This is a genomic window from Microvirga mediterraneensis (genome assembly GCF_013520865.1).
GTDB lineage: Bacteria > Pseudomonadota > Alphaproteobacteria > Rhizobiales > Beijerinckiaceae > Microvirga > Microvirga mediterraneensis.
In genome coordinates, this window is the sequence record NZ_JACDXJ010000001.1 from 946,741 (window position 1) to 966,194 (window position 19,454).

A 19,454-nucleotide genomic window follows, 5' to 3' on the forward strand; every position below is an offset into this window, starting at 1 on the left:
ATGGTGGCCGACAATCCCACTGCCATGGCTGGTGCTCCGCTGCTTTCGGTCGAGGACGTATCCAAATCGTTCACGATCCACCTCCGTGGCGGCGTCCGCCTTCCCGTCGTGGCCAATGTCACGTTTGATGTATCGTCCGGCGAATGCCTTGTGCTGGGCGGACCGTCAGGGATCGGCAAGTCGTCCATCCTGCGGATGATTTTCGGCAATTACGCCGTCGATGCCGGCCGCATCCTTGTGCGGGACCGCAGCACCGGTCACGTCGCAGATCTCGCATCCGGCGATCCCCGGCTGATCCTCAGTCTCCGGCGGGATCATATCGGCTATGTCAGCCAGTTCCTCCGGGCGATCCCGCGGGTTTCGGCTCTGGACGTTGTGGCCGAGCCGCTCCTCGCGCGTGGAATCGAGCGCAACCTGGCAGCAAGCCGCGCCGCTGCCATGCTCGAGCGGCTGAACCTGCCTTCGGCCCTCTTCAATCTCCCTCCGGCAACGTTCTCCGGAGGTGAGAAGCAGCGGGTGAACATCGCCCGCGGCTTCATGATCGATCATCCCATCCTTCTGCTCGACGAGCCGACAGCGTCCCTCGACGAGGCCAACCGGGATGTGGTCGTCGGCATGATCCGGGAGAAGCTCGCCGCTGGAACAGCCATCCTCGGGATCTTCCACGACATTCCGGTTCGCGAGGCGGTTGCGACGAAGGTCATCGACGTCTCGGCCTTCTCGACCAGGAGGGCTGCATGATGCCCAAGCTCAACGAACATGTGCCGCTCATCCACCCGACGGCCGATGTCGAGCAGTGCACGCTCGGTCGCTTTGTCGAGATCGAAGCGCGCTCGCGCGTGAGCGAGACGGTGCTGGGGGATTACTCCTACGTCATGCAGGACTGCGCGATCTGGTGCGCCAGGATAGGCAAATTCGCCAACATTGCTGCCGCCGTGCGGATCAATGCCACCAATCATCCCACCTGGCGCGCCACGCTGCATCACTTCACCTATCGCGCAGGCGACTATTTCGACGGTGCAGCGGACGAAGAGGAGTTTTTCGGGTGGCGCCGCTCCCAACCGGTTACGATTGGCCATGATGTCTGGATCGGTCATGGAGCGACCATCCTGCCCGGCGTGACCATCGGCAACGGTGCCGTTGTTGGAGCGGGAGCCGTCGTCTCGCGCGATGTCGCGCCCTATACCATCGTCGGCGGCGTCCCCGCGCGCCTCATCCGGGAGCGCTTAAACCCTGAAATCGGACGGCGCATGGACCATCTGGCCTGGTGGGAATGGCCACACGACAAACTTTTCTCGGCGCTCGATGACTTCCGGAGGCTTACGGCAGAGGCTTTCGTCGAGCGTTATGAGACGCTGACGTCAAACTTTCATCGAACTGACATCGAACCGTCGCCATCAGGTTATCCTGGGCCGGTAGGTTCCGACGAACAGGAATCATTCAGATGATCGCGACCAGCGTTTCCAACCTATCGAAGCGTTACGGAAAGACCCGGGCGCTCGACAATGTCAGCATCGACATCCGGCGTGGCGAGATGGTCGCACTCATCGGCGCATCAGGTTCCGGCAAGAGCACGCTCATCCGTCATATCGCGGGTCTCGAGGCCGGTGATGATGAGACGGGGAAAGTCGTTGTGCTCGGAGAGGTGTCGCAGATTGCGGGGCGGTTGATGCGTGGGCGCCCGGCCGGTCGCGTGGCGGTCATCTTCCAGCAATTCAATCTCGTCAGCCGTCTCTCGGTCCTGACCAATGTGCTCATCGGCAATCTGGGCCGGGTCCCCCGTTGGCGCGGCACGCTCGGCCTGTTCAAGCGGTCCGAGAAGGAGAAGGCGGAAGGCGCCCTGGCCCGTGTCGGCATCCCCCACGTGGCAAGTCAGCGCTCGTCGACGCTTTCGGGCGGTCAGCAACAGCGCGCCGCCATCGCGCGCACTCTGGTGCAGGAAGCGGAAATCCTGATCGCCGACGAGCCGATTTCCGCGCTCGACCCGTCCTCCGCACGGCGCGTGATGGACGTCCTGGCCGCGATCAATACGCAGGACAACATCACTGTCCTCGTGTCCCTGCACCAGGTCGAGTACGCGCGACGCTACTGCAAGCGTACGATCGCCATGCGCGATGGTCGCATCGTTTATGACGGGCCCTCGACAGCCCTTTCCAACAGTTTCCTCGCGGAGCTCTACGGCGACGCTTCGGAAGAACTGGTTCTGCCGGAGAGCCCGGCGGAACTGCTGCGAGCTCTGCCGGTCCGGCCGAACAGCCACGACCCAGTGCACATGTTAGCCTGAACCTAGGAAGATAAGCGGAGAATCTGGAATGAACGCGATGCTCAGATGGGCAGCGACGGTGTCGCTCGCCTGCACGATGTCCACGGCCGCCCTGGCCCAGGAGGTGATCAACTTCGGCATCATCTCGACGGAGTCCCAGCAGAACCTGAAGACCAGCTGGGAGCCTCTGCTCGCCGACCTGAAGAAGAAGACCGGCCTCGAAGTGAAGCCGTTCTTTGCCTCCGACTATGCCGGCGTCATCGAAGGCATGCGCTTCGGCAAGGTGCAGTTGGCCTGGTACGGCAACAAATCCGCCATGGAAGCTGTGGATCGCGCCAACGGCGAAGTCTTCGTGCAGAGCGTGCCGGTCGGCGGCGAACCTGGCTACTGGTCGGTCGTGATCGTCCCCAAGGATTCGCCGATCAAGTCGATCGACGATGTCCTGAAGTGCGACAAGTCCCTCAACTTCGGTCTCGGCGACCCGAACTCGACCTCCGGCTATCTTGTCCCGATGACTTTCGTATTCAGCGCCAAGGGCATCGACCCGAAGGCCTGCTTCAAGAACGTCACCAATGCCAACCACGAGACCAACGCGATGGCGGTTGCCAACAAGCAGGTCGACGCAGCCGCCAACAACACCGAAAACATGGCGTTGGTTCAGAAGAACCAGCCCAAGGCATTTGAGAACATCCGCGAGGTCTGGCGTTCGCCCCTGATCCCCTCCGACCCGATCGTGTGGCGTAAGGATCTCCCGGAAGCTCAGAAGGCCAAGATCCGCGAGTTCTTCCTCACCTACGGCACCGACAAGTCGACGGGCGACGTCGCCGCCGAGAAGAACGTGCTGGCCGGCCTGAAGTGGGCTCCGTTCCGCGCCTCTTCCGACAGGCAGCTGCTGCCGATCCGCATCATGGAGCTCACCAAGTCGATTGGCCAGATCGAAGCCGACGCTTCGCTCGCTGCCGATGCAAAGAAGGCGAAGCTCGACCAGTTGAAGGCGCAGAAGGCCAAGTACGAGGCCGAACTGGCCGCCGCCGGCTGAGCCAACCCAAAGGAAGTGGTCTGGAATATGGCCACTTCCCCCAATCAATGAATGTTGAGACTCGATACCGGCATGGACCAGACAGCATCGACTTCCAGTACTGCGGCTTTCAAGCTTGGAAAAGCCTTCGGGGATCGCGCCAATCCATCTCCGAAAGCCGGGCGCGAACCTGGCGGTCTGCGCAATCTGTTTCTGCTGGCTCTGCTCGTGGCTGCGCTCTCCTGGAGTTGGGGGCCGGCGGAAATAAGCCGGTGGACCTATCTTTTTACCGATTCCGGGAACATGGCCGAATACGCGTCCGGGTTCCTGCGGCCCAACTTCAATGACTGGCGCCATTATCTCGAGGAGATGATGGTCACGATCCAGATTGCGATATGGGGAACGTTCCTCGCCGTGGTCTTCTCGATCCCCTTCGGGATCATGTCGGCGCGCAACATGGCTCCCTGGTGGGTCCTGCAGCCGGTCCGGCGGGTCATGGATCTCTTCCGGGCCATTCATGAGGTCGTATTCGCGGTCCTGTTCGTCGTGGCAGTCGGTCTCGGCCCCTTCGCCGGCGTCATGGCCTTGTTCATTCACACGACGGGCATTCTCGCAAAGCTGTTTTCCGAAGCCGTCGAGGCGATCGATCCTCGCCCCGTGGAGGCCATCCGCACGACGGGCGCTTCGCGGGTCCAACAGGTGATCTACGGCGTGATCCCGCAGGTCCTGCCCCTCTGGATATCGTATTCGCTCTACCGCCTTGAGTCGAACGTCCGGTCGGCCACCGTTCTCGGCATCATCGGTGCCGGCGGCATCGGCCAGGTGCTCTTCGAGTCGGTCCGCGCCTTCTACTATCCCGAGGCTTCCGCGATCCTGATCATCGTCATGGTCACGGTCACGATCATGGATTTGATCTCGCAGCTTCTCCGCAGACTGGTGATCTGATGCGGGCAGCAATCTACTTCACTCCGGCCAAGGACGATCCGCTGACGATGCGGGCAGCCGAATGGCTCGGACGCGATGCCTTCGATGATCGTGTCGCTCGCGATCGGGATCAGGTGATGGATGCGCTCGTGTCCGATCCAGCACGCTATGGATTTCACGCGACGCTGAAGGCCCCATTCCGGCTTGCGGACGGCAGGACGCTCACCGATCTGGACCGGGAACTGGCCGAATTGTCGCAAAGGATGCCGGCTGTCCCGCTCGGAATGCTTGCGATCACACGACTTGGCCGCTTCTTCGCGCTCACGGTTCAGGACACGCCTCCGCAATTACTCGAAGCCGAGGAAGCCATCCGCATGGCCTTCGAATCATTCCGTGCTCCGCTGTCCGAACAGGAGGTGGCGCGGCGCAATCCACAAGGCCTGTCGGAGCGCCAGCAAATGAACCTGACGCGCTGGGGCTATCCGTATGTGGGGCACGACTTCCGATTCCACATGACGCTGACCAACGCGATTATGGACGAGGATGAGGCGGTTCACGTCGAGAGCCGCCTGCGCTCTCATTTCAGTCCCGTGCTCGAGACCCCTGTCGTCATGGACGCGCTTGCGCTCTTCGTCGAGCCGGAGCCGGGGGCAGCTTTCTATGTTCATTCGCGCCATCCGCTTCAAAGCGCCATCCTATCCTGAGCCCTAGAGCCATGACCCAAGAACTCGTACTCACCAATGCACGCATCGTCCTTGCCGACGAGATCATCGAAGGCACGCTTAAGATCCGCGACGGCTATATTGCCGATATCTCGAGCGGCAGCTCCAGGGCCGGCGAGGACTGTGCCGGCAATGTGCTGATTCCGGGCTGCGTCGAGCTGCACACCGATCACCTCGAGACTCATTTGCAGCCGCGCCCGAAAGTGCGCTGGAACATGGATGCGGCACTTCAGGCACATGACGGACAGATTGCAACATCAGGCATAACGACGGTCTTCGACGCGCTGCGGGTCGGCTTGGAAGGTGACACCGAGTTCGGTTCGCAGGAGATGTCGTCCATGGCAGGTGCCATCGCGGCGGCAAGTGCGGACGGACGCCTGCGTGCAGAGCACTTCATCCACTTGCGCTGCGAGGTTTCGGTGCCGGATGTGGTGGACCACTTCGACGAGCTGCGAGGGAATGAGCGGGTTCGCCTGGCCTCGCTGATGGACCATGCGCCCGGCCAGAGGCAGTTCGTCAGTCTGGATGCCTATCGTATCTATTATCAGGGCAAGAAGAAGCTCAGCGATACCGAATTCGCCGCCTATAGCGAGCGGCGCATTGCTGAATCGGCCGCGAATTCCGAGCGCAACCGCCGGCTCCTTTCCGAGCGCTGCCGCGCTGCCGGAATTTCGATTGCCTCCCATGACGACGCAACGCGCGAGCATGTGGAAGAGAGCGTCGCGCTCGGGGTCGCTCTGGCAGAGTTCCCGACCACGGTCGAAGCCGCAACCCTGTCGCGGGAGGCAGGTCTGCACGTACTGATGGGCGCGCCGAACGTGGTACGGGGCGGCTCACATTCGGGCAATGTTTCGGCCATTGACCTGCTGCATGCCGGCGCGCTCGATATCCTGTCCTCGGATTACGTTCCGTTCAGCCTCGTCCAAGCGGCCTTTCTCCTCGCCGAGCGAGCCGATATCGGCCTGCCCCACGCCATACGCCTGATCTCGGCGAATCCGGCCGATGCCGCGGGCCTGTCTGATCGCGGACGTATCGAAATCGGGCGGCGTGCCGATCTGGTACGGGTCCAGGACGACAGTGGCCGGCCTCCGCGCGTTTGCTCGGTCTGGCGCGAGGGGGCCCGCGTTGCGTGAAGGATTGTTCGTCGCGATCGTCGGCCCCAGTGGGGCAGGCAAGGACACGCTCCTCAGAGCCGTTGCGGATGACGTGTACGATCATCCGGGTATCATCTTCGTGCGTCGGGTCATTACTCGTTTGTCAGACGGCATTACGGAAGACCATGATACGATGACGCCTGAGGAGTTCGAAGCGGGACGTGCTGCCGGCCTGTTCTGCTTGAGTTGGCGCGCGCATGGCCTCTCCTATGGGCTGCCGCGATCAGCCCTCAATGATGTGAACCAAGGCAATACGGTCGTCGCCAATGTATCCCGTACCGCTCTTGCCGAGGCAGTGCGAACTTTCGATCGGGTCGCTGTCGTCGAAATCACAGCCGATCCGGAAATCCTGATCGAACGTATCATCGCGCGTGGGCGTGAGAGTGCAGACGAAGCGAGGGCGCGCATCGCGCGGTCGGTTTCCCTCCAGGTCCCGCATGCGGCATGCTTCCACGCGCGGATCGACAACTCTGGTCCAATCGCTGTCGCGAAGGAACGATTGATCGGGATCCTGAGGCCGTCATCAGAGTGATGTCCTGCAGGGATGTTGGTGCATAAGCCATCCGGAGCATCGGACGCCCCGTGATGCGGCGCTCAGCTGGAACTCAGGCCGGACGAGCTTCAAAGCGGCATCGTCCCGAACTTGATCTCCTCCCGTCACGGAGATGGACGACCGTCTATCTCGATGAGTTGATGATCGCCGGCGATCGAGGCGACCTCTGCTCTCACGCGCTGCATGATTTCGACCGCCATCGGCGTCAGGATGCGCCCTCGCCTCGAAATAACATACACGTGACGCCATGCGACTGGATCGTTGAGAGCCCGGAACCGAAGAGTCTGATTGCGCTTGTTGTCGATCGATAGCGCGGGAGCGGTCGTTACGCCGATCCCGCTCTCAAGCAGCGCCCACAATGTCGTATTCGTCGAAACCTCGAACCGGGGAGCATGCACGGACTGAGGAAGCGAAGGGATCTGGCGAACGATGGGCCCGGTTGCCGTGTCCGATGCGAGGCCCACGAAATCATAACCGTTCAGGTCAGCCCATTTCAGAGCCTTCTTTGACCTGATGAGCGGATGATCGTAACGCGCGAGAAGCCCCATCTGATCGCGAAACAGAGGCTTGAATTCGAGATCCGTGTCTTCCTCGTCCATACTCCCGAATCCGAAGTCGACTTCGTTCTGCCTCACGCGGCGGCGGACATCTGCCGAGTTACCGTCGCGAAGCTGAACGTGAAGGCCGGGATATTCGGACAGAAGTCCGCCGAGAACGCGCGGGATGATCCGTGTCGCAACCGAATGGACGACAGCGATCCCAACACGTCCCTTCCGCGCAGATGCCGCGACGCGGATGTTCTCAAGGGCAAGATCGAAGTCAGCGATGAGGCGCTCCGCGACGGGAAGAAAGTCCTCTCCTTCTGGCGTCAGCAGAACATTGCGGGTCGTGCGGTCGAACAGGCTGCATCCCACGATGTCTTCCAGTTGCTGGATGGTCATCGTCAACGACGGTTGGGATGCATGAAGCGCGATGGCAGCCCGCGTGAAGCTGCGGTGCTGGGCAAGGTTCAGAAAGGCCCGCAAGTGCTTGATGGTCACATTGTAGCTTATCTGCGAGGGCACATTCGCTTCGCTCGCAGTCGGTGACTTGTGCATCGTGCCTCCAGGCGAACAAGGCTGAACCAGAATTATAAATAGACCTGATTAATCATCCAAACATTTCAATTTGAATAATTCGCCAGCGTCAAGTCTCATCATGTCCAACGGAGCGCGGCGGTCAGCAAGTCGACCGCAGACGTTCCGATCGGAGAGGGAACAGAGATGCTGAATTATCTGACTGCCCGCCGCACGGCGGCTGTTCTGGCGTCTGCGTTACTGTTGGCGCCTGTAGGGTTGTCCACCTCGGTCTCCGCAGCGGCGATCGTGATCGGATCCGAAGGCGCCGTGCCGCCGCTCGATCCCCACCGGATGACGGGCACGCCCGGTCTCAGGGTGATCGACGCCATCTTCGATCCGCTCATCCGCGAGGATCTCAGTAAGGCGACGGAAGTGGCGCCGGAACTGGTCGGAGCCCTCGCCGAGTCCTGGTCCGTATCCCCGGACGGCCTCACCTACACCCTGAAGCTTCGTCAGGGCGTCACCTTCCATGATGGAAAGCCGCTCGACGCGGCCGCGGTGCAGCTGAACTTCAGCCGCATGATGGACAAGGATTCGCCTGTATACGACACGCGTGCCGGCGGGAACATGACCTTCCTGACGCGATGGATCAAAAGCACCTCGGCGGTCGATGCATCGACATTTCAGATCGTTCTCAAGGAGCCGTTCTCCGGTCTGCCGCGCCTGTTGAGCGATCGCCGCGCCAGCATCGTCAGCCCGGGCGCGATCGAGCAGAACAAGGGCGATCAGCTCGGCCTTCGCCCCGTCGGCACGGGTCCGTTCACGCTTCAGGCCTTCCAGCAGGGACAACAGCTCAATCTGTCGCGCAATGCCTCTTACTGGGGTCACAAGCCCGGGATCGATCAGATCATCATCCGTCCGGTCACCGATCCGACCGCGATGGCGATCGGGATGCAGACGGGACAGATCGACATCATTCCGAGTGCGAGTTCGCAGCAGGTCGCTCAGCTGAAAGTCGATCCGAGCTTGCAGGTTCAATATCCCGAGCCCGCCAACCAATATTTCGTGCGCCTCAACACCCGGTCGGAACTGACGAAGAACCCGCTGTTCCGCCAAGCGCTCAATCATGCGGTCAACCGCGACAGCCTGGCAGCGCTGCTCGATGGCCAGGTCACCCCTGCGATGGGGCCCGTACCCCTCGGCAACGAGTTGCCACGCGACCGGGCGGCCAATCCGTACCGTTACGATCCGACGAAAGCGAAGGAGCTCCTGGGCGCAGCCGGAGTCACGACTCCGGTCGTCCTCAAGCTCCTGGCGCCGAACAGCGGACCGGGCTTCGGACAGGCGGCCCAGATCATCGCGTTGCTGCAGCAGGACCTGAAAGCCGTCGGCATCGACCTGCAGCCGCAGTTCCTGGAATTCGCAACCCTCGTAACCACCGAGGGCCCGGGCTACAAGGACGATGTGCAGGGTTCCTTCAACGGATGGACTACTGGCGCCGATAGCACCTATTGGCTGGAGCGCATGTTCAGTGGCTCGCAACAACCACCGAGCGGCGTGAATCGCGGGTGGTACAGCAACCCCGACGTCGACAATCTCTTCGCATCGGCACGGGCGGAAACCGACGAGTCCAAGCGGAACGATCTCTACCGCCAGGCCGCGGATCTGATTGCGAAGGATGCTCCCTGGATCTTCCTCTATCAGGACAAGCTTCCGCGCATTCTTCGTGCCCGTGTCACGGGTGTCGTTCCGGCCCGCTCCGTCTTCTTCGATTACTCGAGGATCGGGGTGCGCTGACATCCCGACTGTCCAACGTTCTTTCCGTAATTCAAGAGAGGAGACTGTCACATGATGCTGGGTTGGCGCGCACGGATCGGCCAGATGAGGCCTGCCACCGCAATCGAAGGTGCCGAGGAGTGGCGTAGCGTTGCGCCTGTGGGAGTCGCGTTCGCCGATGCGCGGACGATCGTGCCGCGCGTGGACGACGAAGGCCTGAAGGTCATGATGAGCCAGGTGCTCGAAGCCGCACGCCAGCTCGCGACCGCCAAGGTCGATCTGATCGTTCAATGCGGCGCGCCGGGAACCTTCCTGCGCGGACCCGGCCACGACGAAGAGGTATGCGCTCAAATCCGGGATACCACCGGCATCCCCGCCATCACCATGATGGGCGCCCAGATGGACGCCCTGAAGGCGCTCGGCGCCAAGACCGTGGCCGTCGCGACCATCTATTCCGATGAGGTCAACCGGAAGATGGCGAACTACATGGAGGCCTATGGTTTCTCCGTGAAATCGATGATCGGACTCCAGATCACGGATCCGTTCGAAGCCAGCGTTCACGATGCCGACAGTGCCTACAGGCTCGGCAAGCAGGCGCTCAAGGAGGCAGGCCAAGCCGACGCGATTCTCATCTCCTGCGGCACCTATCGCACCTTCGCGACGCTGCCTTACCTGGAGATGGATACGCGCACCCCGGTGGTGTCGAGCAACCAGGCGACGCTCTGGCGCGCCTTGCGGGCCTGCGGGCTGCCCGACCAAATTCCCAATCTCGGGAAGCTTTGGACCGTAGCCTGACTTCGGCTCATCTGAGGGAACGAGCGATGACCGCGATCACGCAAGCAACTCCAGTCCCGAACCGCGCCGCCAGCGCGCTCTTGAAGCGCGTGTTGTCGAATGCCGCCCTGACTGTCGGTCTCGCCATCATTGCCATCATCATCGTTCTCGCCCTCTTTGCCAATTGGATCGCGCCATTCGATCCCCTCCATGTGGATCCGTTGGCGCGATACCAGCGTCCCTTCTCCGGGTGGCATATCCTGGGGACGGACGAGCTTGGTCGGGATATTCTCAGCCGCCTGATCTACGGCGCGCGCTTCGCGCTGCTTGTCGCTATCCTTCCAACCGTGATCGCTCTTCTGATCGGCGGCGCGATCGGGCTTTCCGCCGGTTATATCGGCGGAGCCTGGGATAGCGTGGTCATGCGCGTCTTCGACGTGATGTTTGCCTTTCCCGGCATTCTTCTCGCACTGGGGATCAGCGCTGCTCTCGGCCCTGGCCTCGGCTCGATGATCATTGCAATGGTCGTTGTCACGATTCCCGCCTTTGGGCGCATTGTCCGTGGCGTGGTGCTGGGGCTCAAGGAGGAGCTCTACGTCGAAGCGGCCCGCACACTCGGCTACAGTCATACGCGCATCGCCCTGCGCCACATCCTGCCCAACGTCCTCGGGCCGGCCGTCGTGTATGGAACGCTGCAAACCGGGCGCAACGTGATCCTCTCCGCCAGCTTGAGCTTTCTCGGTCTCGGCCCGCAGCCGCCGACGCCGGAATGGGGACAGATGCTCTCCAGCGGAAGAACCGCGATCGCGACGGCCGCGCATGTGGCGACAATCCCCGGTCTGGCGATCGTCTTCCTCGCCGTTGGCTTCAACCTGATCGGCGACGCGGCGCGGGACATGCTCGATCCCCGATTCAACAAGGATCGGAGCTGACCAATGGTCTCGTTCATCCTCAATCGCGCGCTTCAGATCATCCCTGTGATCATCGGGGTAACCCTGGCGACCTTCCTGCTGGCGCAGATCATTCCCGGCGATCCGGCCGATGTCCTGCTCGGAAGCATGGCATCGGAGGAGGCAAGGCAGCAGCTGCGCCTCGCCCTGGGGCTGAATGAGCCGATCTATGTTCAGTACGCGATCTATCTGAAGAACCTCCTCCAGGGCGATCTGGGGCAGTCCTTCACTTTCGCGCAGCCCGTCACGCAGGTCATCGTCGAACGGCTGTTCAACACTTCTCTGCTGGCGGTCGCGGCCATCCTTCTCGCATCTGTGGCTGGTGTCGCTGCCGGCACCTGGGCCGCACTGAAGCCGGGATCCCTCAGGGACCAGGGATTGTCCGTCGTCGTACTGTTCTTCAACAGCATGCCCTCCTTCTGGCTCGGCCTCGTCCTCATCCTGACCTTCGGCCTCCATCTGCGTCTTCTTCCCGTCGGTGGAATGCAGGACGCGACCGGCAGCAGCGGCCTGGGAAGCCTGATCGCTCACATGGTGCTGCCAACCATCACGCTGGCCGCATGGTCGCTCGCCGTCATCGCCCGCATGACACGGTCGGCCATTCTCGACGTGATCAACAGCGACTACATCCGCACGGCTCGGAGCAGAGGCGTTAGTGAGGCCCGGATCGTACTGCGCCATGCGCTTCCGAACGCCATGCCTTCCGTGATCACGGTCATCGGCATGCAGATGGGCTTTCTCCTGAGCGGCGCAGTTCTGACGGAGACGGTCTTCTCCTGGCCTGGGATCGGCCTTGCCATGTACCAGGCCATATCGACGCGCGACATTCCCCTGATTCAAGGAGGCATCCTCGTTCTCGCCGTCGCCTTCGTCCTGATCAATTTCGCGGTCGACATCCTCTACGCCTACTTCAACCCGAAGGTAAAGCTGGCATGACGATGTTCGCCAAATCACACCTGCCGCAGACGATGCGTCCCGACGACCCGGTTTTCGAGGTCAAGAACCTGGGCATCGCCTATGGTCGCGATGCGGCATCGATCCAGGTCGTCCATGACGTATCCCTGTCCGTCGGGCGCGGCGAGGCTCTGGGAGTCGTCGGCGAGTCGGGATGCGGCAAAAGCCAGACGATGCTTGCGGCTCTCGGTCTCCTGCCCCGCGGCGGACGCATCACCTCCGGCCAGGTCCTGCTGGAAGGGCGTAACCTGGTCGACCTTTCCCCTCGTGAGATGCGGGCGGTTCGCGGAGGCGGCATTGCCCTGATCTCCCAGGATGCCCTCACGTCCCTGAACCCCGCGATGACCATCGGCACGCAAATGGCGGAACCGATGATTCATTATGGCGGAATGTCCCGGACTGCAGCCCGGAGCCGCTGTATCGAGCTCCTGGATCTTGTCGGTATCCCTGGCGCAGCCACCCGGCTTGCGAGCTATCCTCATGAGCTCTCAGGCGGCATGCGGCAGCGTGCGCTCATTGCAATGGCGATCAGCGTCAATCCCAAGGTCCTCATTGCCGACGAGCCGACAACGGCCCTCGACGTAACCACCCAGTCCCAGATCCTGCGCCTGATCGACTCGCTGCGCAAGGAGCTGGGAATGGCGCTCGTCCTGATTACTCACGATCTTGGGGTGGTCGCCGGGGTCGCGGATCGCGTCGCCGTGCTCTATGCCGGCCGCGTCGTCGAGACCGCCTCGACGGAAACGCTCTTCGCAAGCCCTCGACACCCCTACACGAAGGCACTTCTCGACACGATCTCGCAGCTTGAGGATGAAGTCTCGGAACGATTGGGCCCGATCCCAGGTCTCCCGCCCGATCCGCGAAGCCCCGTCCAAGGATGTCCGTTCAATCCACGCTGCGACTATGTTCGCGACCTGTGCCGGACCGATCTGCCAGCTCTCGCGGACGGCATGGAGGGAGTGCTCCACCCAGTGCGGTGTCATGTCGATCCGTTTGCCGGGCCCGCTCTCACGATTGCCAGTGGAGGAGCACGATGAGCGCTCCAGCGATTCAGCTGAAGAACGTTTCCGTTCGCTTTCCGATCCGCAAGGGCATTCTTCGACGCGTTGCGGGCGAGGTCCACGCCGTCGATTCCGTTTCGTTCGACATCCCGCAAGGCGAGACCGTGGGTCTCGTGGGCGAGAGCGGGAGCGGCAAGAGCACGACAGGCCGTGCGCTGATCGGGCTTGCGCCGCTCGTCGATGGAACCGTCGAGTGTTTCGGCCGCGATCTCAGAACGCTGAGGCAGTCGCCAGGCGCTCTGCCTCGCATGTCCCAAATCGTGTTTCAGGACCCTTATGCGAGCCTCAATCCGCGCATGTCCGTCGGCGAGACCCTCAGGGAGGTGCTCGAGGTTCACGGTCTCGCCAAGGGGCGGGATGCCGACCAGAGGGTGGGGCGGCTCCTCGACGATGTGGGACTTCGACGCGATTTGGCCGAACGTTATCCGCACGCGCTTTCGGGCGGGCAGCGTCAGCGGGTCGCCATCGCGCGGGCGCTAGCCATCGAGCCGAAATTCATCGTGCTCGACGAGGTCGTCTCCGCACTTGACGTGAGCATTCAGGGCCAGATCGTCAATCTCCTTCAGGATCTGCAGCAGGAACGGGGCCTGACCTATCTCTTCATCACCCACGATCTGAGCATCGTGCGGCATGTCTCCCACAGCATCGTCGTCCTGTATGGCGGGCAGATCATGGAGAAGGGACCCCGAAAGAGCATCTTCTCCACGCCCCTCCATCCCTATACGTCGGCCCTCCTATCGGCGGTGCCGGTTCCCAACCCGGCAATCGAGCGCAAGCGCCCCCGGATCGATGTGCGCTCGGAACCGCCGGATCCCTCCGCGCCCCTGCCAGGATGCCGCTTTCAGAAATCCTGCCTGTTCGCCACTGGGATCTGCCGGAGCAGCCGACCGCAGCTTCGCTCCGTGGCCGATCGCCACCCTGACCATCTTGCCGCATGCCATCACATGCAAGAACCGCACGTGCGTGAGGCGCTCTCGCGTGCGGCAAAAGGAGCTTTGTCTTGAGTCCTTTCGAATCTCAATGCAACACGGCGTTCACATCCTTCGTCGACGGCCGGAGTCTGCCTGCCCAAGGCCAGTCAATCCCGCTTGTCGATCCCGCGACAGGCAAGATCTGGGCATATTCCCATGTCGATGAGAGTGCCGTCGAGCTTGCTGTCGGGAGCGCATCCGATGCCTATGCGAGCGCTGCATGGGCCGAACTGGCGCCCGCGGAGAGAGCGGCTCTTCTGCGCAAACTCGGCGACTTGATCGCCAGCCACGCGGAGGCCCTCGGGCCGCTCGAAAGTCTGGCCAATGGGAAAAGCCATGCGGCCACCGCCGCGGAAATGCGCGCCACGTCCCAATGGTATCATTTCTACGCCAGCGCGCTGGAAACCCACGACGACATCCTACGAACGGTGTCCCGCACCATGGAGGCGCAGGTCATCCGCGAGCCTCTCGGCGTCGTGGTCGCCATCACTCCGTTCAACGGGGCGCTCTCACTCGGTTCCTGGAAGCTCGCGCCAGCTCTGGCCATGGGAAACGCGGTCATCCTCAAGCCACCGGCCGAGGCGCCGGGATCCAGCATCATGCTTGCGGAGCTCGCGCTTCAAGCGGGATTCCCGAAGGGTATCGTCAATGTCGTCATCGGCGACGCGGTCGTCAGCGAGACGCTTGCGACGCATCCCAAGGTCGCCATGGTGAGCTTCACGGGCAGCACCGCGACGGCTCGCATCCTCGGCGCGAAGGTCGCCGGCGGAATGAAGCGGTTCGTCTGCGAGGCCGGCGGAAAGTCGGCGCATATCGTCTTTGAGGACGCCGACCTCGGTTCCGCCGTGATTGCTGCCACGCAAGGGGCCTTCTCGGCGACGGGACAGACCTGCGTGGCCGGCTCCCGCGTTCTCGTGCACGCCTCGCTGTACGATGCTTTCGTCGAGCGCTACATCGCCTCGGCGCGGCGCATCAGAATCGGACATCCTGCTTCCGCGAGAAGCCATATCGGCCCTGTCGCCTCGCGGCGCCAGTATGACCGGATCAATGCCTATATCGCAGAGGCCGTTGCCGCCGGCGGACGCGTCGTCCTCGGGGGCGCAGGCCCTTCGATGGACCCTGAGCTGGCGGAAGGCTTCTGGATCGAACCGACGATCATCGTGGATGTGACAAGTGATATGCGCGTCTGCCGCGAGGAGATTTTCGGCCCCGTCGTGACCGTGCAGAGCTTCCAGACCGAAGACGAAGCCATCGCCATCGCGAACGGGGTCGAATACGGCCTGGCTGCGGGTTTCTGGACGAAAGACCTTCGTCGCGCGCGCCGAGTCTCCAGGCGCCTCCAGGCCGGCACGGTGTGGGTCAATACGTATCGCGCCATCAACCTGCGCGTGCCGTTCGGTGGATTCAAGCAATCCGGCATCGGTCGCGAGAACGGCCTCGAGGCCCTGGACGAATTCTCCCAGATCAAGGCCGTCGTCACGGATTACGGCCCTGCTGCCGACCCGTTCGCTCATTGAGTTTCCAGGATCAAAGAAAGGAACAAGAATGTCTTATGCACTGGCACGCAAGCCGATCGTCGTCGACGCGCTGCAGTACAACAAGCCCGAGCGCGCCCGGTTCAAGGAATGGAGCGAGGGTGGCATCGGGTGTGTCCATGTCACGCTCGCCATCTGGGAGAATGCCCGCGAGACCCTGACGGCAATCGGCGAATGGAACCGGCTTCTCGAGCAGAACAGCGACCTGATCGCGCTGGCGACGACCGCCGAGGAGATCGAGCGGATTGCCGCCTCCGGCCGGACCGCCGTGGTCTATGGCTTCCAGGACACCTCGCCCTTCGAGGATGATATCGAACTTATCGAGATCTTCTACCAGCTCGGCGTTCGCATCGCTCAGCTGACGTACAACGTTCAGAACAGGGTTGCGTCCGGGTGCTGGGAGCCCGATGAGAACGGAGTGTCGAAGTTCTTCGGCCGTAATGTCATTGCCGAGATGAACCGCCTCGGTATGCTTGTGGATGTGTCGCACTGCACCGAGCGGACGTGTTTCGATGCCATCGAGTATTCATCACGCCCCATTGCGATCACGCATGCCAATCCATCAGAATTCGTCGGTACCGATATCGAGTTGAACCGCAGGAATAAATCGACGCCGCTGATCAAGCGCCTTGCCGAGACCGGCGGCGTCCTTGGCTTGAGCATGTATCCCAAGATCATGCGCGACGGCTCGAACTGCACTCTCGATACCTTTATCGACATGATATCTTGGACAGCCGATCTTGTCGGCGTCGATACGATCGGGTTCGGCACGGATTATTACGACGGATGGCCGGAATCCCAGATCAAGTGGTGGCGCGCCGGACGGTGGTCGCGAGAAAGCGCCATCCCGATCAAGGGCTTCTCCGCTTGGCCGACCTGGTTCAAGTCGTCGGTCGACTTCCCGAATATCCTGGAAGGAATGGAAAAGCGCGGCTTCTCCGGCGAGGAGATCGCAAAGATCGCCGGAGGCAACTGGGTCCGTCTGTTCAGGGACAGCTTCGTGCCGATCCAGATGCCGGCCGCTGCAAGCGCCGCTTGAAACTCTAACCGCTTGTTAATCGGATGTGACCCGTCGAAGATGGGTCACACACGCGATCACGGAGGATTTTATGGGACAGGCCGACAGCACCATTCCGATCTCTGTAACATCGGCACCGACATGGCGCAGGGTGCGGGCTTTCTATCCCGTGATATCACTCTTCGTGCTTCTTGGGGCGTGGCAGGCGGGGGTCATGCTGTTCCAGCCGGCACCCTACCTGCTGCCTCCTCCGATGGCCGTAGCCAATGTCATCGTCAGCCAATTTCCATCGTTGATCTATCACACGGGCATCACGGCGTTCGAAACGACCCTGGCCTTTGTCTTCAGCATCGTCGTGGCGATGCCGGTAGCGTTCCTCATCGCCCGATACCGCTGGTTTGAAGAGACGGTCTATCCACTGCTGGTGGTCAGCCAAGCCGTGCCGAAGGTCGCCCTCGCCCCGCTCATCCTGGTTTGGCTCGGCTTCGGCCTGAGCACCAAGGTGATGATCGGTATCCTTGTTGCATTCTTCCCCGTCATCATCAGCACCGTAGTGGGGCTGAAGAGTGTTCCCAAAGACATGGTTTATCTAGGGCGCTCCATGGGGCTCTCGGCGCAGGACATGTTCCGGAAAATCTATTTTCCTTTCGCGCTTCCGAGCATCTTCGGCGGCTTGAAGGTTTGCATCACCCTGGCGGTCGTGGGTGCCGTCGTCGGAGAATTCGTCGGTGCCGACAAGGGGCTCGGCTACCTGATCCTTCTGGCAAGCGGGCAGATGCAGACTGCCCTGATGTTCGCCGCCCTCATTTTCCTCGTCCTGATCGGCGTCGTGAGCTTCGCCCTCGTACAATGGGCGGAGGCGCGCCTCATGCCGTGGCATAGCTCCGTCCGTCAGGATGCAGGGCATTAAGGATTGGGGAGGAAATGATGGGTAAGCCAATTCGCATCGAGCACGTAACCAAGAGCTATAACGGCCTGGAAGCGCTCTCCTCCACTTCTCTCCATATTGAGGAAGGAGAGTTCGTATCGCTCGTCGGTCCAAGCGGCTGCGGCAAGAGCACGCTTCTGAGGATCGTGGCCGGCTTGGATACGCCGACAAACGGAAGGGTCTCCATCGCGGATCGGACCGTGACGAAGCCCGAAACCGATATCGGCATCGTCTTCCAAAGTCCGGTTCTTCTCGACTGGAGGAGCGTTCTCGACAATGTCCTGTTACAAGCGGAGGCGCGCAGGCTCCCTCATGACGTGTATGCCGCCCGCGCCCAGGACCTGCTAGCAGCCGCAGGTTTAAAAGGCTTCGAGAACGCCTATCCCTATCAGTTGTCGGGCGGCATGAGCCAGCGCGTCAGCGTGTGCCGGGCACTCGTTCACAATCCTTCGCTTCTGTTGATGGATGAACCCTTCGGTGCCCTCGACGCCCTGACCCGCGACCAGATGATGGTCGACCTCCAGAAACTGTGGCTTCGCTCGCGCCCGACGGTCATCTTTGTCACTCACAGCGTTCAGGAAGCGGTCTTTCTCTCCGACCGGATCATCGTGATGGCCCCGCGCCCGGGCCGCGTCGAGGCCGTTCTCGACGTTCCCCTCCCACGCTCCAGAAGGCTGTCCATGAGAGGGACGGCTGAGTTCAACGCAATCGTCGATGAGATCCTGCATCATTTCCAGCGGATGGGGGTGATCCGCGATGATGAGGGCGAAACCCCGGACAACACCACCATGGAGATGGCGCTATGAAGATCACATCGCGAATGGCCCTGATTGCGACGGTCGCGTCGGTTCTCGGCACGGGTGCCGTACAGGCCGCCGACAAGCTGAGCATACGCCTCGACTGGAGCTGGTGGCCGGGGCAGACTCCGATGCTCGTGGCCAAGGAGAAGGGCTTCTACAAGGATGCCGGGATCGATATCGAAATCCAGCAGGGGCAGGGATCGAAGACCACGACCCTCGTCGTCGGCGAGAACCGGGAGCCGATCGGGCATGCGAGCCTTTCGACGGCCGCGCAATCCATATCGGCCGGCGTTCCGATCACCGCTGTGGCAGGGTTTTGGCAGAAGGGTCCGATCTCGCTGATCTGCTCGGGCGAGGACGTGAAGAAGCCCACGGATGTGAAGGGCAAACGCGTCGGCTCCACTCCCACCGGCTCGGACGGACAGGTGCTGCCAGCCTTCCTGAGGGCCAACGGTCTCGATGTTAAGGACATCTCGCTCGTCAACATGCCGGGTGATGCCAAGTTTGCCGCCATCACGTCCGGACAATTGGATTGCATCAGCGGCGACGATTATTATTACGGTCCCCAGCTGATCGCGCAGGGCAAGAAGATCTCGATTCTTCGGTATGCCGACTGGGGCGTCACCAATCTCAGCTTTGGAATCATCGCCAATAATTCTTTCCTCAAGGAGAAGCCCGATGTCGTCCGTCGCTTCCTTGAGGCCACCCGGAAGGGCCTCGACTACACGCTGGCGAACAAGGACGAGGCTATCCAGATCTTTCTGAAGGTGACGGGCAATACGCAGCCTGCGAACTTCCACAAGAGCGTACTTGAAGCTTACGAGAGCTCGCTCCACACCGGTGCGACACAGGGGAAACCCGTCGGATGGATGGCGTCCGAGGACTGGGACGCAATGAACAAGACCCTTGAGCAGTATGGCGGCATGACCAGCCGTAAGGATCCCAGCACGTACTTCTCCAACGACTTCCTTCCCAAGTAGGTCGGATGCCGGGGC

The 19,454-nt window shown here is 61.8% G+C and carries 20 protein-coding genes; 19 read left to right on the forward strand and 1 reads right to left on the reverse strand.

Annotated features, from left to right (window positions below):
- The 8 genes from phnL to phnN all read left to right on the forward strand — a co-directional run bounded on the left by phnL (position 1) and on the right by phnN (position 6,613).
- Positions 1 to 741: a phosphonate C-P lyase system protein PhnL gene (gene phnL / locus H0S73_RS04495; protein ID WP_181051035.1), complete on the forward strand. Its 741-nt coding sequence runs from the start codon at positions 1 to 3 to the stop codon at positions 739 to 741.
- The gene (locus H0S73_RS04500) at positions 741 to 1,448 is read left to right on the forward strand and encodes a DapH/DapD/GlmU-related protein (RefSeq protein WP_181054238.1); all 708 of its coding nucleotides are present in this window, start codon (positions 741 to 743) and stop codon (positions 1,446 to 1,448) included. The genes phnL and H0S73_RS04500 overlap by 1 nt, the downstream gene beginning before the upstream one ends.
- Positions 1,445 to 2,284, forward strand: a complete 840-nt coding sequence (gene phnC, locus H0S73_RS04505) for a phosphonate ABC transporter ATP-binding protein (protein ID WP_181051036.1) — start codon at positions 1,445 to 1,447, stop codon at positions 2,282 to 2,284. Before H0S73_RS04500 ends, phnC begins: the two co-directional genes overlap by 4 nt.
- A 28-nt stretch (positions 2,285 to 2,312) precedes the next feature.
- Positions 2,313 to 3,302: a phosphonate ABC transporter substrate-binding protein gene (gene phnD, locus H0S73_RS04510; protein WP_181051037.1), complete on the forward strand. Its 990-nt coding sequence runs from the start codon at positions 2,313 to 2,315 to the stop codon at positions 3,300 to 3,302.
- 72 nt (positions 3,303 to 3,374) lie between these two features.
- A complete protein-coding gene (gene phnE, locus H0S73_RS04515) occupies positions 3,375 to 4,226 on the forward strand; it encodes a phosphonate ABC transporter, permease protein PhnE (RefSeq protein ID WP_181051038.1) in 852 nt (283 codons plus the stop codon).
- Complete coding sequence (locus H0S73_RS04520; protein ID WP_181051039.1) at positions 4,226 to 4,909, forward strand: DUF1045 domain-containing protein; 684 nt, start codon at positions 4,226 to 4,228, stop codon at positions 4,907 to 4,909. The genes phnE and H0S73_RS04520 overlap by 1 nt, the downstream gene beginning before the upstream one ends.
- 11 nt (positions 4,910 to 4,920) lie before the next feature.
- Positions 4,921 to 6,060 carry an alpha-D-ribose 1-methylphosphonate 5-triphosphate diphosphatase gene (locus H0S73_RS04525; RefSeq protein WP_181051040.1) on the forward strand — a complete coding sequence of 380 codons (1,140 nt, stop codon included), beginning with the start codon at positions 4,921 to 4,923 and terminating at the stop codon, positions 6,058 to 6,060.
- Positions 6,053 to 6,613, forward strand: coding sequence for a phosphonate metabolism protein/1,5-bisphosphokinase (PRPP-forming) PhnN (gene phnN / locus H0S73_RS04530; protein ID WP_181051041.1), 561 nt, complete (start codon positions 6,053 to 6,055; stop codon positions 6,611 to 6,613). The genes H0S73_RS04525 and phnN overlap by 8 nt, the downstream gene beginning before the upstream one ends.
- A gap of 125 nt (positions 6,614 to 6,738) precedes the next feature.
- Here phnN and H0S73_RS04535 read toward each other — a convergent pair whose 3' ends face one another.
- Positions 6,739 to 7,731, reverse strand: coding sequence for a LysR family transcriptional regulator (locus H0S73_RS04535; RefSeq protein WP_181051042.1), 993 nt, complete (start codon positions 7,729 to 7,731; stop codon positions 6,739 to 6,741).
- Positions 7,732 to 7,896: 165 nt separating this feature from the next.
- Here H0S73_RS04535 and H0S73_RS04540 point away from each other — a divergent pair, with 165 nt between their 5' ends.
- The 11 genes from H0S73_RS04540 to H0S73_RS04590 all read left to right on the forward strand — a co-directional run bounded on the left by H0S73_RS04540 (position 7,897) and on the right by H0S73_RS04590 (position 19,439).
- Positions 7,897 to 9,489, forward strand: a complete 1,593-nt coding sequence (locus H0S73_RS04540) for an ABC transporter substrate-binding protein (RefSeq protein ID WP_181051043.1) — start codon at positions 7,897 to 7,899, stop codon at positions 9,487 to 9,489.
- Between the two features lie 51 nt (positions 9,490 to 9,540).
- The gene (locus tag H0S73_RS04545; protein ID WP_181051044.1) at positions 9,541 to 10,263 is read left to right on the forward strand and encodes a maleate cis-trans isomerase family protein; all 723 of its coding nucleotides are present in this window, start codon (positions 9,541 to 9,543) and stop codon (positions 10,261 to 10,263) included.
- Positions 10,264 to 10,289: 26 nt separating this feature from the next.
- On the forward strand, positions 10,290 to 11,174 hold the full coding sequence (locus H0S73_RS04550; protein WP_181051045.1) for an ABC transporter permease: 885 nt from the start codon (positions 10,290 to 10,292) through the stop codon (positions 11,172 to 11,174).
- A 3-nt stretch (positions 11,175 to 11,177) separates the two neighbouring features.
- Positions 11,178 to 12,128 (forward strand): ABC transporter permease, encoded by a 951-nt coding sequence (locus tag H0S73_RS04555; RefSeq protein ID WP_181051046.1) that lies wholly within the window; start codon positions 11,178 to 11,180, stop codon positions 12,126 to 12,128.
- Entirely contained in the window at positions 12,125 to 13,183 is a 1,059-nt protein-coding gene (locus H0S73_RS04560) for an ABC transporter ATP-binding protein (protein ID WP_246388722.1), read from the forward strand. Before H0S73_RS04555 ends, H0S73_RS04560 begins: the two co-directional genes overlap by 4 nt.
- Positions 13,180 to 14,211: an ABC transporter ATP-binding protein gene (locus H0S73_RS04565; protein ID WP_181051047.1), complete on the forward strand. Its 1,032-nt coding sequence runs from the start codon at positions 13,180 to 13,182 to the stop codon at positions 14,209 to 14,211. The genes H0S73_RS04560 and H0S73_RS04565 overlap by 4 nt, the downstream gene beginning before the upstream one ends.
- Positions 14,208 to 15,695, forward strand: a complete 1,488-nt coding sequence (locus H0S73_RS04570) for an aldehyde dehydrogenase family protein (RefSeq protein WP_181051048.1) — start codon at positions 14,208 to 14,210, stop codon at positions 15,693 to 15,695. The genes H0S73_RS04565 and H0S73_RS04570 overlap by 4 nt, the downstream gene beginning before the upstream one ends.
- A 28-nt stretch (positions 15,696 to 15,723) precedes the next feature.
- Positions 15,724 to 16,752 (forward strand): dipeptidase, encoded by a 1,029-nt coding sequence (locus tag H0S73_RS04575; protein WP_181051049.1) that lies wholly within the window; start codon positions 15,724 to 15,726, stop codon positions 16,750 to 16,752.
- A 193-nt stretch (positions 16,753 to 16,945) separates the two neighbouring features.
- On the forward strand, positions 16,946 to 17,641 hold the full coding sequence (locus H0S73_RS04580; protein WP_181051050.1) for an ABC transporter permease: 696 nt from the start codon (positions 16,946 to 16,948) through the stop codon (positions 17,639 to 17,641).
- A gap of 17 nt (positions 17,642 to 17,658) precedes the next feature.
- Entirely contained in the window at positions 17,659 to 18,465 is an 807-nt protein-coding gene (locus H0S73_RS04585) for an ABC transporter ATP-binding protein (RefSeq protein WP_202049772.1), read from the forward strand.
- The gene (locus tag H0S73_RS04590) at positions 18,462 to 19,439 is read left to right on the forward strand and encodes an ABC transporter substrate-binding protein (RefSeq protein ID WP_181051052.1); all 978 of its coding nucleotides are present in this window, start codon (positions 18,462 to 18,464) and stop codon (positions 19,437 to 19,439) included. Before H0S73_RS04585 ends, H0S73_RS04590 begins: the two co-directional genes overlap by 4 nt.
- Positions 19,440 to 19,454 lie beyond the last annotated feature (15 nt).

Excerpts from the sequence above, each read along its gene's own strand:
- H0S73_RS04560 (WP_246388722.1), top strand. The coding sequence starts at position 12,125 with ATGACGATGTTCGCCAAATCACACCTGCCGCAGACGATGCGTCCCGAC.
- phnD (WP_181051037.1), top strand. The coding sequence starts at position 2,313 with ATGAACGCGATGCTCAGATGGGCAGCGACGGTGTCGCTCGCCTGCACG.
- H0S73_RS04555 (WP_181051046.1), top strand. The coding sequence starts at position 11,178 with ATGGTCTCGTTCATCCTCAATCGCGCGCTTCAGATCATCCCTGTGATC.
- H0S73_RS04580 (WP_181051050.1), top strand. The coding sequence starts at position 16,946 with ATGCTGTTCCAGCCGGCACCCTACCTGCTGCCTCCTCCGATGGCCGTA.
- H0S73_RS04565 (WP_181051047.1), top strand. The coding sequence starts at position 13,180 with ATGAGCGCTCCAGCGATTCAGCTGAAGAACGTTTCCGTTCGCTTTCCG.
- phnE (WP_181051038.1), top strand. The coding sequence starts at position 3,375 with ATGGACCAGACAGCATCGACTTCCAGTACTGCGGCTTTCAAGCTTGGA.
- H0S73_RS04500 (WP_181054238.1), top strand. The coding sequence starts at position 741 with ATGCCCAAGCTCAACGAACATGTGCCGCTCATCCACCCGACGGCCGAT.
- phnC (WP_181051036.1), top strand. The coding sequence starts at position 1,445 with ATGATCGCGACCAGCGTTTCCAACCTATCGAAGCGTTACGGAAAGACC.
- H0S73_RS04520 (WP_181051039.1), top strand. The coding sequence starts at position 4,226 with ATGCGGGCAGCAATCTACTTCACTCCGGCCAAGGACGATCCGCTGACG.
- H0S73_RS04540 (WP_181051043.1), top strand. The coding sequence starts at position 7,897 with ATGCTGAATTATCTGACTGCCCGCCGCACGGCGGCTGTTCTGGCGTCT.
- H0S73_RS04525 (WP_181051040.1), top strand. The coding sequence starts at position 4,921 with ATGACCCAAGAACTCGTACTCACCAATGCACGCATCGTCCTTGCCGAC.
- H0S73_RS04545 (WP_181051044.1), top strand. The coding sequence starts at position 9,541 with ATGATGCTGGGTTGGCGCGCACGGATCGGCCAGATGAGGCCTGCCACC.
- H0S73_RS04550 (WP_181051045.1), top strand. The coding sequence starts at position 10,290 with ATGACCGCGATCACGCAAGCAACTCCAGTCCCGAACCGCGCCGCCAGC.
- H0S73_RS04590 (WP_181051052.1), top strand. The coding sequence starts at position 18,462 with ATGAAGATCACATCGCGAATGGCCCTGATTGCGACGGTCGCGTCGGTT.
- H0S73_RS04585 (WP_202049772.1), top strand. The coding sequence starts at position 17,659 with ATGGGTAAGCCAATTCGCATCGAGCACGTAACCAAGAGCTATAACGGC.
- phnL (WP_181051035.1), top strand. The coding sequence starts at position 1 with ATGGTGGCCGACAATCCCACTGCCATGGCTGGTGCTCCGCTGCTTTCG.
- H0S73_RS04575 (WP_181051049.1), top strand. The coding sequence starts at position 15,724 with ATGTCTTATGCACTGGCACGCAAGCCGATCGTCGTCGACGCGCTGCAG.
- H0S73_RS04535 (WP_181051042.1), bottom strand. The coding sequence starts at position 7,731 with ATGCACAAGTCACCGACTGCGAGCGAAGCGAATGTGCCCTCGCAGATA.